Source organism: Allobosea sp. 10L417, assembly GCF_056395485.1.
Genome location: NZ_JBFTJP010000001.1, coordinates 74,315 through 87,853 on the forward strand (window position 1 = coordinate 74,315; position 13,539 = coordinate 87,853).

The 13,539-nt window shown below is 66.0% G+C and carries 16 protein-coding genes; 7 read left to right on the forward strand and 9 right to left on the reverse strand.

Annotation, left to right across the window (positions count from 1 at the left end; translation table 11 throughout):
* Positions 1-5 precede the first annotated feature (5 nt).
* Positions 6-221, forward strand: a complete 216-nt coding sequence (locus AC1DE3_RS00350) for a heavy-metal-associated domain-containing protein (protein ID WP_476779287.1) — start codon at positions 6-8, stop codon at positions 219-221.
* Between the two features lie 8 nt (positions 222-229).
* Here AC1DE3_RS00350 and AC1DE3_RS00355 read toward each other — a convergent pair whose 3' ends face one another.
* Positions 230-838: a flavin reductase family protein gene (locus AC1DE3_RS00355; protein ID WP_476779286.1), complete on the reverse strand. Its 609-nt coding sequence runs from the start codon at positions 836-838 to the stop codon at positions 230-232.
* Between the two features lies 1 nt (position 839).
* Positions 840-1,409: a nitroreductase family protein gene (locus AC1DE3_RS00360; protein ID WP_476795721.1), complete on the reverse strand. Its 570-nt coding sequence runs from the start codon at positions 1,407-1,409 to the stop codon at positions 840-842.
* A 103-nt stretch (positions 1,410-1,512) separates the two neighbouring features.
* On the opposite strand from AC1DE3_RS00360, the gene AC1DE3_RS00365 reads away from it, so the two are divergent.
* Complete coding sequence (locus AC1DE3_RS00365) at positions 1,513-2,427, forward strand: hypothetical protein (RefSeq protein ID WP_476779284.1); 915 nt, start codon at positions 1,513-1,515, stop codon at positions 2,425-2,427.
* Positions 2,428-2,444: 17 nt separating this feature from the next.
* Here AC1DE3_RS00365 and AC1DE3_RS00370 read toward each other — a convergent pair whose 3' ends face one another.
* The 5 genes from AC1DE3_RS00370 to thrS form a co-directional block, all read right to left on the reverse strand.
* Entirely contained in the window at positions 2,445-3,170 is a 726-nt protein-coding gene (locus AC1DE3_RS00370) for an SGNH/GDSL hydrolase family protein (RefSeq protein ID WP_441512916.1), read from the reverse strand.
* A 23-nt stretch (positions 3,171-3,193) separates the two neighbouring features.
* Positions 3,194-4,420 carry an OpgC family protein gene (locus tag AC1DE3_RS00375; RefSeq protein WP_476779283.1) on the reverse strand — a complete coding sequence of 409 codons (1,227 nt, stop codon included), beginning with the start codon at positions 4,418-4,420 and terminating at the stop codon, positions 3,194-3,196.
* Between the two features lie 315 nt (positions 4,421-4,735).
* Entirely contained in the window at positions 4,736-5,356 is a 621-nt protein-coding gene (locus AC1DE3_RS00380) for a GDYXXLXY domain-containing protein (protein WP_476779282.1), read from the reverse strand.
* A complete protein-coding gene (locus tag AC1DE3_RS00385; protein ID WP_476779281.1) occupies positions 5,353-6,645 on the reverse strand; it encodes a DUF2157 domain-containing protein in 1,293 nt (430 codons plus the stop codon). The genes AC1DE3_RS00380 and AC1DE3_RS00385 overlap by 4 nt, the downstream gene beginning before the upstream one ends.
* 163 nt (positions 6,646-6,808) lie before the next feature.
* Positions 6,809-8,806, reverse strand: coding sequence for a threonine--tRNA ligase (gene thrS / locus AC1DE3_RS00390; protein ID WP_476779280.1), 1,998 nt, complete (start codon positions 8,804-8,806; stop codon positions 6,809-6,811).
* Between the two features lie 243 nt (positions 8,807-9,049).
* On the opposite strand from thrS, the gene AC1DE3_RS00395 reads away from it, so the two are divergent.
* Complete coding sequence (locus tag AC1DE3_RS00395) at positions 9,050-9,283, forward strand: hypothetical protein (protein ID WP_476779279.1); 234 nt, start codon at positions 9,050-9,052, stop codon at positions 9,281-9,283.
* On the opposite strand, the gene yidD is transcribed toward AC1DE3_RS00395, so the two are convergent.
* Entirely contained in the window at positions 9,246-9,593 is a 348-nt protein-coding gene (gene yidD, locus AC1DE3_RS00400) for a membrane protein insertion efficiency factor YidD (protein WP_476852254.1), read from the reverse strand. The genes AC1DE3_RS00395 and yidD overlap by 38 nt on opposite strands.
* A gap of 139 nt (positions 9,594-9,732) precedes the next feature.
* Between yidD and AC1DE3_RS00405 the strand changes: the two genes are divergently transcribed.
* Positions 9,733-10,491, forward strand: coding sequence for a phosphatase PAP2 family protein (locus AC1DE3_RS00405; RefSeq protein ID WP_476779278.1), 759 nt, complete (start codon positions 9,733-9,735; stop codon positions 10,489-10,491).
* Here the strand turns inward: AC1DE3_RS00405 and AC1DE3_RS00410 are convergent, their stop codons facing one another.
* Positions 10,492-10,938 carry an iron-sulfur cluster assembly scaffold protein gene (locus tag AC1DE3_RS00410; RefSeq protein ID WP_476779277.1) on the reverse strand — a complete coding sequence of 149 codons (447 nt, stop codon included), beginning with the start codon at positions 10,936-10,938 and terminating at the stop codon, positions 10,492-10,494.
* 185 nt (positions 10,939-11,123) lie between these two features.
* Here AC1DE3_RS00410 and folE point away from each other — a divergent pair, with 185 nt between their 5' ends.
* The 3 genes from folE to AC1DE3_RS00425 all read left to right on the forward strand — a co-directional run bounded on the left by folE (position 11,124) and on the right by AC1DE3_RS00425 (position 13,428).
* Positions 11,124-11,768: a GTP cyclohydrolase I FolE gene (gene folE / locus AC1DE3_RS00415; RefSeq protein WP_476779276.1), complete on the forward strand. Its 645-nt coding sequence runs from the start codon at positions 11,124-11,126 to the stop codon at positions 11,766-11,768.
* Positions 11,769-11,844: 76 nt separating this feature from the next.
* Positions 11,845-12,252, forward strand: a complete 408-nt coding sequence (gene hisI, locus AC1DE3_RS00420; protein WP_476779360.1) for a phosphoribosyl-AMP cyclohydrolase — start codon at positions 11,845-11,847, stop codon at positions 12,250-12,252.
* 204 nt (positions 12,253-12,456) lie between these two features.
* Positions 12,457-13,428 (forward strand): patatin-like phospholipase family protein, encoded by a 972-nt coding sequence (locus AC1DE3_RS00425; RefSeq protein ID WP_441512926.1) that lies wholly within the window; start codon positions 12,457-12,459, stop codon positions 13,426-13,428.
* The last annotated feature ends 111 nt before the right edge of the window (positions 13,429-13,539 follow it).

Sequence of the window (13,539 nt, forward strand, 5' to 3'; positions counted from 1 at the left end):
TTCGGATGACTCAGGTTTTTGCGATTTCAGGCATGCATTGCGGCGGCTGCGCTTCGCGCGTCCAGGAGGCGGCCACGGCTCTCGCTCCAGGCGCGAAAGTGACGTTCGACCCGCCGCAACTGACCTTGCCGGATGGCGTCACCCTCGACGCCGAGGCGATCAATCGCGCCCTCGCCCAACTCGGCGACTATCGCGCCCAGGGGCCGCTGGCCGAGGGCTGAGGCTTCGCTCATCCGCCCGCCGGCCGCTGGATCGAGAACAGGCTCGTCACCTCGGCATAATCGGCATAACCGCAGCGCGCGATCGGATTGGCGCCGGCCGTGTCGAAGCGCCCGTCCTTGACGAAGGCATCGTCGATGAAGGTGCCGACGACCTGCCCCAGCACCATCCAGCGCGGCACGGCGTTGCCGTCGAGATCATGAAGCTGCTGGATCGACAGCATCTTGCATTCGAGCGCAGCCGGCGTGCCTGCCACGCGCGGCGGCTTGACGAAGCGCGACGGCGCCATCTCGAGCCCGGCATGAACATACTCGCTTTCGCCGCGCGGCAGCGGCGCCGAGGTCAGGTTCATCGGGTGGGCCAAGGCCTTCGTCACCAGTGAGCAGGTGAACTCACCGGTCTCCTCGATGAAGGAGACCGCATCCTTTTTGGCCTCCGAAGAGAACATCACGATGTTCGGCCGCGACGAGATGGCGTTGAAGAAACTGTAGGGCGAGAGATTGACCTCGCCCTTCGCGCTCAGCGCCGTGATCCAGCCGATCGGCCTCGGCGCCACGATCGCCTTGAACGGGTCGTAAGCGAGGCCGAGATCGTCCTTCGTCGCGGAATAATAAGTCACGTCAGGCTCCGTAATAGCTGACGATGTCAGCCATCACCGGGCGGTCTCGATCGGTGATCGGTGCGGTCGGCGTGCCGAGATGGATGAAGCCGGCCATCCGCTCGTCTTCGGCGAGCCCGAACGCGGTCATCACCTCGCGGTCGAAGGAGAACCAGTTCGTCAGCCAGGAGCCGGCATAGCCCATGGCATAGGCGGCCACGAGCATGTTCATGCAGACGGCGCCTGCCGAAAGCTCCTGCTCCCAGAGCGGGATTTTGACATGTGCGCGCGCCCGCGAGACCACCGCCACGATGACGGGTGCATGCAGCAGCCGCTTGCGCTCGAACGCGACCTGATCGTCGCTCGCTTGCGGATTCTTCTCACGATAGATCCGCGCGACCTGCTCGGCCGCCTCCTCGCGCGCCGCGCCGGCGAAGATGATGAAGCGCCAGGGCGTCAGCTTGCCGTGATCCGGCACGCGCGCAGCGATCGCGAGCAATTCGTCGAGCTCGGCGCCCTGCGGCCCCGGAGCGGAGAGGAACTGCGGCGGCACAGAGCGACGCAGCTTGAGCAGAGAGAGCGTATCGGTCATGAAACATCCGGATGGTGGCGATGGAATTGACCTATTCCTTCGCCATGATGAGGACAAGCGTGCCTGCTCATACATGGCCGCAGGGGCGCCAAGGACGGAAATCATGTTTGAATTGGATGGTTTTGAAGCTGGCCGCCGCCTCGCCGGCGTCGTCTTCGCCGTGGCCGTCCTCCTCTCGCCGGCTTCGGCCTCGGCCCAGGCCACGACGCCCGACACCGGCCCCGGTGCGGACGCCCAGGCTCCCGCGGCCCCCGGCGCTCCGAGCGCGCAGGCCAGGCTCAGCGTCTCCGCGCAGTTCGCAAACGATCGCAGGCCGATCAAGTCCGGGCTGAACTGGCGCATCCTCGGCGAAACCGTGGACGGGTCGGCTCCGAAAATCATTGCGCGCTCCTCCGAGTCCGAGCCCAGCTTCTCGCTGCCGCCCGGCAACTACATCATCCACGCCGCCTATGGCTTCGCCAGCGGCACAAAACGCGTCAGCCTGGGTGCGCAGGGGCTGCGCGATCAGGTGCAGATCAGCGCCGGCGCGCTCTCGCTTGCGGGCTCGATCGGCGATGCGCCGATTCCGGCCGGGCAGCTCACCTTCTCCGTCTTCGTACCCTTGCAGGGAAACTCGGAAGGGCGGCTCATCACCAGCGGCGCCAAGGCCGGCGAGATCATCCGCCTGCCGGAGGGCACCTATCACGTCGTCTCCACCTACGGCGATTCCAACGCCATCCAGCGCGCCGACGTGAAGGTCGAGACCGGCAAGGTCACCGAAGCGACGCTGCATCACCGCGCCGCCAAGGTCACCCTGAAGCTCGTCGCCAGCGCCGGAGGCGAGGCCTTCGCCGGCACCGCTTTCAGCGTGCTGACGCCGGGCGGCGACGTCATCCGCGAGGCGATCGGCGCGTTCCCGCAGGTTATCCTGGCCGAGGGCGACTATGTCCTGATCGCCCGGCAGGAGGGGCAGGTCTATTCGCGCGACTTCAAGGTCGAGTCGGGCTCCGACCGCGATATCGAGGTTCTCGCGAAATAGTCGCCCCCCAACGGTGCTCAGTTCACCGGCTTCGTCTCGCGGCCTGCCGTCTCGATCCGGACATTGCCGATGCCGGAGACGATCCCGTCGGCGAGGCGCAGGCCCAGGCAGCGATAGCCGGCATCGACCAGATGCAACCCGTCCATGCCGACTAGCTCCTCCGGCGTGAATTGGCGCGAATTCGACCAGCCCTTCATCAACGCGTAGCGCGGGAAGAGCGAGATGCCCTGCTCCTGGGCCGTCCTCATCAGGACGGCGCGATAATCGTCGTAATGCGGATAGCGCCCCTCGCGCGGCAGCCAGGGCAGATCCATCAGCACCATGTCGATCCCGGCGGCGCGCGCCTTGCCGATGCCCTTGTTCAGGATCTTGGCGAGCTTCTCCTCGCCGATATCGCGGATCGCATCGTTGATGACGGTCTGCCAGATCACGATCGCGGGCTTCTCGTCGATGACATCCGCCTGCATGCGCAGCAGCATGTCATAGGCCGACTGGCCGCCGACGCCCTTGTTGACGACATTGACCTCGGCACCGGGCAGGCGGCGTCTGAGCTCGGTCTGGAGCACCGACGGATAGCTCTTGTCCTCGGCGCTGGCTCCGGAACCGGCGGTAGCGGATGAGCCGAGCGCCACGATCGTCAGCTTGCCGGTTTCCTGCAGGGCCTTGCGCGCGGCTGGCAGAGTCGGCTGGAAGGCAGCCTTGGTCGCATCCGCACGGCAACGCGTGTCGGCTGGCACCGGCATCGGCGCCGCAAAGGAGGACGAATTCAGGGCGAAGACAAGGAGGGCCGCGGCGCCTGCGCGCCACGGGCCGGGACAGGTTCGGCGCTTGCGCCGCGTTTCGTGACCGAGTGGTACCACGACAGGAAAATCCCTAACCCTGTCAAAATACTAATGCCCGCAGTGCAAATCAGCAACTGAACGCTGAGTGCGAAGGATGTTTCCGCCAGAACGATCTGGCCGATGATCGAGAGCACGATCCCGACGCAGAACACATGCAGCGAATTCTGCCCCGCCGAAGCCAGCGCGCGGCCGAGCGCGGGCTTCGCCATCGCCGCACCGCAAGGCAGCCACCGGATCGCCAGCCAGGCCAGCGCCCCGATATGCATCAGCCGCGTCCAGGCCAGATTGGTCTTGTCGGAGCCAAGCTGGACGGAATCGAACCAATCATTCAACGCGCCGATGCCCGTCGGGTTGCCGGTCGATATCTTCACCGCCCAGGCGAAGACGAGAAACGCGACGGCGGCCACGTCCAGCCACAGCAACCGCGGCGCGGCGACGCCGAGCTGCGCCGCCCGGCCGATGATGATCCCCACCGTGAAGACGACCTGCCAGGCGAAGGGGTTGAAGAACCAGACGCCGGCACCGCCGTTCGGCAGGTTGAGCTCTAAGGCGACCGCGGCCTGCCAGATCGCCAGCGAGATGGCGAGCGTCAGCAGCGGGCTGATCCGCACCGCATAGTAGATCGCCGGGAACAGGGCGAGCAGCACGATGTAGAGCGGCAGGATGTCGAGATAGGAAGGCTGATAGGTCAAGGTCAGCGCGCCGATCAGCGCCTCGCCCGTATCGCGGAAGAAGGGCTGGATATTGATCGTCTCGATATAGAGCGGGTTCTGCGTCTGCGTGACCGCGGTGGCGACGACCCCGCAGACGAGCACGAACACCGCGATATGCGCGATGTAGAGCGTCCAGATTCGCCCGCCGAGCTTGAGCGCTGCGAGGGAGAGGCCGCGCTTCTCGATCACCCCGCCATAGGCCAGGGCCGCCGAGACGCCGGCCAGCAGGACGAAGATGTCGGCGGCGTCGGAGAAGCCGTAGCTGTGCGGCATATAGGCCGACACCACGTTTCCCGGCATGTGGTTGATGAAGATGATCAGCAGCGCCAGTCCGCGCACCACGTCGATCCGCGCATCCCTCCCGCCGGCAGGGCGCGCCATGCCGTCAGCCGGCTGGCCGAGAAGCAGGAAGCGACTGAAGGAGGGGATGGACGACACGGGGCTGTCCTTCAGCAGCGAGGAGAGGCTCGGGCGGAACGCGGGTAACTGGTCGCGGTTCCCCGCGGGCGGGCATTCACATGAACATTCCCTGTCGAGTCTGTTCATCTGGCGTTCATATAACTGAAGAGGAGTCGCGTCACGCGGCGCGTTGTCACAAGCGCGTGTGGCGACCTTTCTGCCGCTTTGCGGCGGAGGTGAGACGAGCGGCATACATGCGTTCGACGACACGGCAACGTGATCCGCTCGTTCGCCGGCTCTTTCAGACCGTCACTTGAATCGGCCACAACCGCTGATTGGCGGTCCGCACGCCCGTCAGTAGGGCGGCTCCTGATAGACCTGCTTGCCGTCGATCAGCAGGCGCTTGATCGCCGCCTCGCCCGACGGCGACACGGCCGCGACGACCTCGATGCGAGCCTTTTCGGTGGTCTCGATCGCCTTGCCCTCGCCCTGCGGCACGAAGTAGCTCTCGAGCCCATAGGCGATGCGCAAGCGGCTGCCGTTTCGGCTGCAATCGGTCTCGCCATTGGCATTGATCGCGCAGCCTCCGATCGACGTCACGCGCCCGGCGATCACCACCGCTTCGCCGCTGACTTTCGGCCATTCGCGCGAAACGCGGAGCGCACGCGCGAAGCCCTGCTCATCGCGACCGAGCGTGACGAACACGCTTTCTCCGCGCTGATAGGGCCGCGCGCCCTCCTGCCCCGTCTCGACCATGCTGATCGGATAGGCGAGCACGACATAATCGCCGCGGAAGAGATCGCGCGGATCGACAGGCACCGTCTTCAGCCGGATCTCCGCCCCGTCGCGGAGGATGCGCGCCCGCTGTTCCACCAGCGCCAGCAGGGCGAGCCCGAGCAGCAGCGCGGCTGCGACGGCCCGCCAGAGCAGCGGCACTTTCGCGGCGATCGCATCGGCCGAGAACGGACGCATCATGCGGCCTCCGTCTCGGCAGGCGGGTTCAGCCGCGCGAACAGGCGGCGGGCACCGGAAGCAACCGCCAGCAGCGCCGCCCCCGCGACGAGAAAGAACAGCGACTGGTCCAGCAGCGTGCCGATCGTCTGCCAGAGCAGGATCAGGATCGTGATGCCGAACAGGATGGAGCCCGCCATCACGAGCCGACGAATGCCGCCCGCGGCTCCGGCGACCATGAGGGCCGTCGCCGCGAGAAGGATGAGGCTCGCCACCACGATCTTGCCGGGCATGCCGGTCGCAATGCCGCTCCAGAACACCGCCGGGACCAGCAGCGCCAGCGCCAGCGCAGCCGCCAGTGGCCAGGTGAAGCGCCGGTCGCGGGCCGTCACACCGGCCAGGAGCGCGAGCGGGACGGCAACGGCATAGGCATAGAACACGAAGAGGAAGGCATGGCCGGCGCGAGCCTCGTCATTGTCGAGGATGCGGATCAGCTCGGCGTTGAGAACGACCACGAGTCCGAACAGGCCCCATGGCAGGCAGGCCGTCAGCAGGCCTGGACCGCCCCGGTCGAGCGCAATCGCGCCCAGCGCGACGTAAGCGGCCGAGACGGCCAGGCCATAGGCCAGCAATCCATAATCGAACCGCAAGAACAGCCAGTAGCCAGGCGCCATGCCGATCCAGAACGCACCGGCGAGCACGGCAAGATGCTGGATCAGCCGATTGTTGCGCGACAGCGCCAGCCAKAGCGCCGGCAGATAGAGGGTGAAGAATTCGAAATGGGCGCCGCCGCGCGCCTCCTCCCAGCGCCCGAAGCTCCAGGCACAGATGGCGACGAAAGCGATGGCGAGAGCTCCGCTCGACCGCATCAGGAAGGCGGCCGCCAGCGCCCCGAGCGCGACCAGAACGGCCCCACCGGCCCAATCCGCAGGAAGATGGTACATCTGCCCGACGAGCGCGACCCCCGCGCCGAAGATCAGCACGCCGCAGGTCACGGCGGCATCGCTGCCGCGGGCCGAGCCGCCGCGCTCCAGCCGGAAGGCCAGCGCGAAGCAGACCACGATGCTCGCGAGGATCATGCCGAGCTTGGTGAGGCGCGGAATCGCCTCCCAGTTTGCCGCGATGAAGGCGGCGACGCTCGACGCGATCAGCAGCCCGCCAAGCAAGCCGAGCAGAGCCGGCAGGCCGAAGCCGCCATGCTCTCGGGCAACGGAGCGACGGATCGCGCCGGCGCTCTCCGCACTGAGCAGCCCGCCATCGACCCAGCGGATGAGATCGGCCTCGAGCCGCTTGCGATAGGAACCCGTCAGCATCGCCGGCAATCTGGCATGGACGCAGCGGCTTTTGCTAGGGGTGCGCTCCAACGACCGTCATTCTCGGGCGAAGCAAGGCTTCGGCCCTAGAATCGCTCAGAGGGTGCGAGCCTCTCTTGCCCGAGATGCCCGAGGTCAAGCCCGGGCATGACGGGGTGACAGGTCACGCCGCCTTGGTTGCCTTCTTCCGCGCGAGGTCCGGCGCCGACGCCTCCTGCACCAGCGCGGCGAGCGCTTCCGACAGCGGCATCACCGTCTGCGCCTGGCTGCCGAGGCGGCGGACCGTCACGGTCTTCTCCTCGGCCTCGCGCCTGCCGACGGCGATGATGACCGGGACCTTCGCCAGCGAATGCTCGCGCACCTTGTACGAGATCTTCTCGTTGCGCAGATCGGCGCGGGCGCGCAGCCCCGCGCCCATCAGAGCCATCGTGACCTCCTCGGCATAGCCGTCGGCGTCCGATGTGATCGGCGCGACGATGACCTGCTCCGGCGCCAGCCACAGCGGGAAATGCCCGGCATGGTGCTCGATCAGGATGCCGGTGAAGCGTTCCAGCGAGCCGCAGATCGCGCGATGGACCATGACCGGCTGCTTCTTCTCGCCGTCGGCACCGATATAGAAGGCGCCGAAACGCTCCGGCAGGTTGAAGTCGACCTGCGTCGTGCCGCACTGCCAGTCGCGGCCGATGGCGTCGCGCAGCACATATTCGAACTTCGGCCCGTAGAAGGCGCCCTCGCCCGGATTGATCTCGGTCTTGATCCGGTTGCCGGATTGCTTTGCGATCTGCTCCAGCACCCTGCCCATCACCTCCTCGGCATGGTCCCAAACCGCGTCGGAGCCGACGCGCTTCTCCGGCCGGGTCGAGAGCTTGATGACGAGGTCGTCGGTGAAGCCGAAATCTTCGTAGACCGAGAGGATCAGGTCGTTGATCTTCATGCACTCGGCCGCAAGCTGCTCCTCGGTGCAGAAGATATGCGCGTCGTCCTGCGTGAAGCCGCGCACGCGCATCAGCCCATGCAGCGCGCCTGATGGCTCGTAGCGATGGACATTGCCGAATTCGGCAAGCCGGATCGGCAGGTCGCGGTAGCTCTTCAGCCCGTGCTTGAAGATCTGGACGTGGCCGGGGCAGTTCATCGGCTTCAGTGCGAAGACGCGGTGGTCGCGCTCGGCATCGGCCGGGTTCTCGAAGGCCGCAGCCGATTTCACCGCGAACATGTTGTCCTGGTACCAGCCCCAGTGGCCGGAGGTCTCCCAGAGCGACTTGTCGAGGATCTGCGGCGCGTTCACCTCCTCATAGTCGGCGGCGAGGCGCCGGCGCATATAGGCGATGATCTCCTGGAAGAGCCGCCAGCCCTTGGAGTGCCAGAACACGACGCCCGGCCCCTCCTCCTGGAAGTGGAACAGGTCCATCTCCCGGCCGAGCTTGCGGTGGTCGCGCTTCTCCGCCTCCTCAAGCTGCTTGAGATAGGAGTCGAGTTCTTCCTGCTTGGCGAAGGCGGTGCCGTAGATGCGGGTCAGCATCGCGTTGTTGCTGTCGCCGCGCCAATAGGCTCCGGCCGTCTTCATCAGCTTGAACGCGTTGCCGACCTTGCCGACCGAGGTCATGTGCGGGCCGCGGCACAGGTCGATCCAGTCGCCCTGGGCGTACATCTTCAGGGTCTGGTCCGCCGGAATGGCATCGACCAGTTCGACCTTGTAGGCCTCCCCCTTCTGGGCGAAGAAATCCTTGGCCTTGTCGCGGCTCCAGACTTCCTTCGTGAAGGGTTTGTCGCGCGCGATGATCTCGCGCATCTTCTTCTCGATCGCCGGGAAGTCCTCCGGGGTGAAGGGCTCGTTGCGGGCGAAATCGTAGAAGAAGCCGTTTTCGATGACGGGGCCGATCGTCACCTGCGTGCCGGGGAAAAGCTCCTGCACGGCTTCGGCGAGCACGTGCGCGGTGTCGTGCCGGATCAGCTCGAGCGAACGCGGGTCTTCCCGGTTCAGGAACTCGATCTTCGCGTCGCGCTCGATCGGGTCGGCGAGATCGACGACCGTGCCGTCGAGCGTCATCGCGACGGTGCGCTTCAGGAGAGAGGGGGAAATGCCCTTGGCGATATCGACCCCGGTGATGCCGGAGGGAAACTCGCGCTTGGCGCCGTCGGGAAATGTCAGGGAGATCGTCATCGATCGCGCTCCTGCTCACTCGGGGATACGAACCCCGTAAGTCAAGGCCGGCTGCCTGTCGGAAGAGCGCGCGAGCCCGCAGCCGGTTCGGCGCGCGCGAGAGGCCCTCGCCTATACGACGGGGCGACAGCGCGCAATCACGGAGACCGCTAGCTTGCCGATTTGTCATGCGATGGTCAGGCGCCCGCAAACATGCTGCAATCAGGCTCGAGGCTCCTGAACCCCATCCGGAAAGGACCGCCCATGATCCGCATCGCGCTCGCCGCTCTCCTGCTTGCCGTTTCGGTCCCGGCCCTCGCTCAGGGTCAGGCTGCGGTGCGCGCTGCCTGCCAGGCGGATTTCGAGAAGAACTGTCCCGGCATCAGGCCCGGCGGTGGCCGGCTGCTCGCCTGCATGCGCGGGAAGGAGGCTTCTTTCTCGGATGATTGCAAGGACGCGCTCAAGGCTGCCCAGGCCCAGCGCCAGGGGAAGTCGTAGGGCCCGGCGAGGCGAGCCTCTCCGTTTCAGGCACATAGGTGCCGCGCCAGCGCCCGTACCGCCACGGTCGATACCAGTTTGCATCCGCGGGTAGCTGCTCGCAGACGATATCGACGCCGCTCGTTCCCCACGGGTTGCAGCGACAAATCCGCGCAACGCCTACCCAGCCGCCGCGCCACATGCCGAAGCGCTGGATCGCCTCGTCGGTATAGGCGGAGCAGCTCGGCCAATGCCGGCAATGGCGCCCGACCAGCATGGAAAGACTGAGCTGATAGCCGCGTATTGCGAAATGTGCAGAACGGCGCGGCAAAAGCGCAAGCCTTCGCAAGCGCGAAAATCTTTGCTTAACAAAGAGACGCTGGAATAGATCGTCTGCTTCGTTTTGTTCAGCCGCCACCAGAACCCGCTTTCCATTCCCGTTTTTTCGATTGCCCGACACCGGAAACATGATGCGCGCCGCTCGATTTCGCCATGCCCTCCTTCGCCCGGTCCACCTGCGCAATGCTCTTGCGGGTGTCGCACTGGCGTTGAGCCTCGGCCTCGCCGCGCCTGCCTCGGCCCAGCAGCGGCCTTACCTGCTCTGGCTCGATGGTTCCAAGCTCGACATCGCGCATATCATCGGCCTGCCGCCGGCGCAGAACAGCCCGGAAGCCAAGACCGAGTTCGAGCAGGTGCAGCAGCTGACGCTCAATCGCACGCCCGAGCGCGAGAAGCAGGCGATCGCCGACCAGCGCCAGGGGCTGGTCAACTTCCTGAACGGCATGGAAACGAACTATGTCGACAACACCCACCGCGAGGTGCGCCTGCTGTTCCGCGAGGCACAGGTCGAGCTCGGCATCCTGCTGAAGAGCGTCCACCGCCTGACGAGCCGCACGCGCCCCTTCCAGCTCTGGTCCAAGGTGCGCGTCAAGCCCTGCCCCGGCGCGCGCCCGGAGGGTACCTCCTTCCCTTCCGCCCACGCGGCGACGGCTGCGCTCTATGCGGAACTGCTCAAGGCGGCGGTCCCCTCTATGGCCGACAAGCTCGAGGAGCGCGTGAAGAGCTATGACGAGAGCCGCCTGATCTGCGGCTTCCATTTCCCAAGCGATCTCGTCGCGGGCGACAAGGTCGGGCGCGCCGTCGCCAAGGCCCTCTTGGCTGAACGCGCCTTCAAAGCCCGCTTCGACGAGACGATTCCGGAGATCAAGGTCGCCTTCGGCGTGAAGTGATCAGGCGGCGGCCTCGCGCCGGCGCGCCTCGATCTGGTCGATCGCATCGACCACCGCATCGAAGGTCAACATCGTCGAGGCATGGCGCGCCTTGAAGTCACGCACCGGCACGAGCACGGCAAGATCGGCCCATTTGCCCTCCGGCGGCTCCGCATTCTCCTTCAGGATGGCGCGGGCCTGCTCGCGCACCCGGCGCAGCTCCTCCGCCGTCGAACCGACGACATGCCGTGCCATGATCGAGGAGGAGGCCTGTCCGAGCGCGCAGGCCTTTACCTCATGGCCGAAGCCGGTGACGACATCGCCCTCCATGGTGACATCGACTGTCACGGTCGAGCCGCATAGCTTCGAATGAGCCCGCGCCGTGGCGTCCGGAGACGGCAAGCGTTGCAGCAGGGGGATGTTGGCGGCTAGCGAGAGGATGCGCTTGTTGTAGACGTCGTCCAGCATGGCTTGATCTCTCGCCGATCTGGAATGACCGGCCTGGAGATCCGATATAGGGTTGATCGCCGTAAAACGGGAGGGCATGGACACCTCTTCCGCCAGTGGGCGTGAAACTTGTCGCAACGGCCTCGCGGTCGCGGTCGCTTGGCCGCCGGGCGCGTGGCCTCCATCGTCCCAACGGGAGGCACCACATGATCCCTGTGGTTAAGTCCTTGTCCGTCGAGGGGGCCGTAGGCCCCTCCGCTGACAAGTTTCTGGTTCGCAAGCCAACGCGGGAAGAGGCCGAAGCCGCGGTCCGCACCCTCATTCTCTGGGCCGGCGACGATCCGTCGCGGGAGGGCCTCGTCGAGACGCCGCAGCGCGTCGCCAAGGCTTATAGAGAACTCTACAGCGGCTACGCAGAGGATCCTCATGACATCCTCGACCGCGTCTTCGAGGAGGTCGACGGCTACCAGGATATGATTCTGGTGCGCGACATCCCGTTCTATTCGCATTGCGAACATCACATGGTGCCCTTCGTCGGCAAGGCGCATATCGGCTACTACCCGTCGAAGGGCGTGGTCGGGCTCTCCAAGCTTGCCCGCATCGTCGACGTCTATGCCCGGCGCCTGCAGACGCAGGAGACGATGACCGCCCAGATCGCGGATGTGATTGAAGAGGCACTGGAGCCGCGCGGCATCGCCATCCTCGTCGAGGCCGAGCATATGTGCATGTCGATGCGCGGCGTGCAGAAGCAGGGCTCCTCGACCATGACGACGCAGTATCGCGGCGTCTTCCGCGATGATCCGGCCGAGCAGGTCCGCTTCTTCACGATGGTGAAGTCGCCTGGGCTGTAGCCCGGCGGTTGGCGCCACGCGGCCAGTTTCCTACAAGGCGCGTCGGATGACGCGCCTTTTCCACGATGGAGCCGAGATGAGCCTCTTCCCCGCCGCGGCCGACAAGCACGCCCTCGAGGAGGGCACGGTGCTGAGCCCCCGCTTCGACGGCAACGGCCTCGTGACGGTCGTTGCCACCGAAGCCGACAGTGGCGCGGTGCTGATGGTCGCGCATATGAATGCCGAGGCGCTGAAGCGCTCGATCGAGACCGGCGAGGCCTGGTATTGGTCCCGCTCGCGCCAGGAGCTCTGGCACAAGGGCGCCACCTCCGGCCAGATCCAGACCATCGTCGAGATGCGGGTCGACTGCGACCAGGACGCGATCTGGCTCAAGGTCAAGGTCGGCGGCGATGGCGGCTGCTGCCACACCGGCCGCTGTTCCTGCTTCTACCGGCTCCAGCCTCTGCGCGAGGAAGCCCAGAAGCCGCTCCTCATCTGCGATTGAGGCGAACTTGACGCTCATGCGCATCGGCAATGCCGCCGGGGCACCTTCACGGTTTCGTCAAATGCAGACGATAATGGCGGCTGTCATGCCGTTCACCATTCGCTCATCGGCTTCTGAGACCCTAAGTCCATATGGAGGGATGGGTCCATGTTCTGGGACGATGCCGCGCGGCGGGCCTTTGGTCTCGGCGGAGGTGGTGCCGCAATGAACGAAATGCGTTCGATCGAAGACCAGCCCTCGGCCCTCAGGCCGAAGATCGGGCTGGCGCTCGGCGGCGGCGCGGCGCGGGGCTGGGCCCATATCGGAGCCCTCGAAGTCCTGATCGAAGCGGGCTTCGCCCCCGATGTGATCGCCGGCACCTCGATTGGAGCGGTGGTAGGCGGCTGTTTCGCCGCCGGAAAACTGCCGGAGCTGACGGAATTCGTCACCAGCCTGACCAAGCGCCGTATCGTCGGCCTGATGGATTTCCATATCGGCGGCGCCGGCCTGATCGCTGGCGGACGGCTGAAACGCCTGCTCGACCAGCATCTCGACGGCATCCGCATCGAGGAATTGTCGAATCGCTTCGTCGCTATCGCGACCGAACTCGGATCCGGCCACGAGATCTGGCTGCGGCACGGTCCACTGGTCGAGGCGCTGAGCGCCTCCTATGCCCTGCCGGGCGTGTTCGACCCGGTGAAGCTCGGCGGTCGCTGGTTGATGGACGGCGCGCTGGTCAATCCAGTGCCGGTCACGGCGGCCCGGGCGCTCGGCGCCGACATCGTGATCTGCGTCAACCTCAACAACGACCTTTCAGGCCGCGGCACGATCATCCAGAACCACGGCTCCGATCCCGATCCGCTCGTCCCGGAGTTGGAGATCCGCCCCGAGCCACGCTGGTTTGACGGCATCAGCGGCGCGGCCAAGCGCGTCCGCAACATCGTCGGCCGCCCGGCGGAGAACCGTCCTGGCCTGGCCGGCGTGATGATCGATGCCTTCAACATCACGCAGGATCGCATCTCGCGCTCGCGTCTCGCCGGCGATCCGCCGGACGTCATGATCGGCCCGAAGCTCGGCCGCATCGGCCTGTTCGATTTCCACCGGGCCGAAGAAACGATCGAGTTGGGGCGGCAGGCGGCGCAGCGCGTGCTCGACGATATCGCCGCCCTCGTGGCCGCCAACCATATCGCGCCCTAAAACCGAGCCGGGCGCGCTGGGTCGCCACATGTCCTACCGGGCGCAAAGTGGCGATCTATCCTCCCGGTTTGGCATCGGATTTTTCCGAAAGGCGGCATCCGCTTTTCAGTT

Coding starts and splice junctions, on each gene's coding strand:
- AC1DE3_RS00350 (WP_476779287.1), top strand. CDS start 6: ATGACTCAGGTTTTTGCGATTTCAGGCATGCATTGCGGCGGCTGCGCT.
- AC1DE3_RS00360 (WP_476795721.1), bottom strand. CDS start 1,409: ATGACCGATACGCTCTCTCTGCTCAAGCTGCGTCGCTCTGTGCCGCCG.
- AC1DE3_RS00365 (WP_476779284.1), top strand. CDS start 1,513: ATGTTTGAATTGGATGGTTTTGAAGCTGGCCGCCGCCTCGCCGGCGTC.
- AC1DE3_RS00370 (WP_441512916.1), bottom strand. CDS start 3,170: ATGCCGGTGCCAGCCGACACGCGTTGCCGTGCGGATGCGACCAAGGCT.
- AC1DE3_RS00380 (WP_476779282.1), bottom strand. CDS start 5,356: ATGATGCGTCCGTTCTCGGCCGATGCGATCGCCGCGAAAGTGCCGCTG.
- thrS (WP_476779280.1), bottom strand. CDS start 8,806: ATGACGATCTCCCTGACATTTCCCGACGGCGCCAAGCGCGAGTTTCCC.
- AC1DE3_RS00395 (WP_476779279.1), top strand. CDS start 9,050: ATGATCCGCATCGCGCTCGCCGCTCTCCTGCTTGCCGTTTCGGTCCCG.
- AC1DE3_RS00405 (WP_476779278.1), top strand. CDS start 9,733: ATGCGCGCCGCTCGATTTCGCCATGCCCTCCTTCGCCCGGTCCACCTG.
- AC1DE3_RS00410 (WP_476779277.1), bottom strand. CDS start 10,938: ATGCTGGACGACGTCTACAACAAGCGCATCCTCTCGCTAGCCGCCAAC.
- folE (WP_476779276.1), top strand. CDS start 11,124: ATGATCCCTGTGGTTAAGTCCTTGTCCGTCGAGGGGGCCGTAGGCCCC.
- hisI (WP_476779360.1), top strand. CDS start 11,845: ATGAGCCTCTTCCCCGCCGCGGCCGACAAGCACGCCCTCGAGGAGGGC.
- AC1DE3_RS00425 (WP_441512926.1), top strand. CDS start 12,457: ATGAACGAAATGCGTTCGATCGAAGACCAGCCCTCGGCCCTCAGGCCG.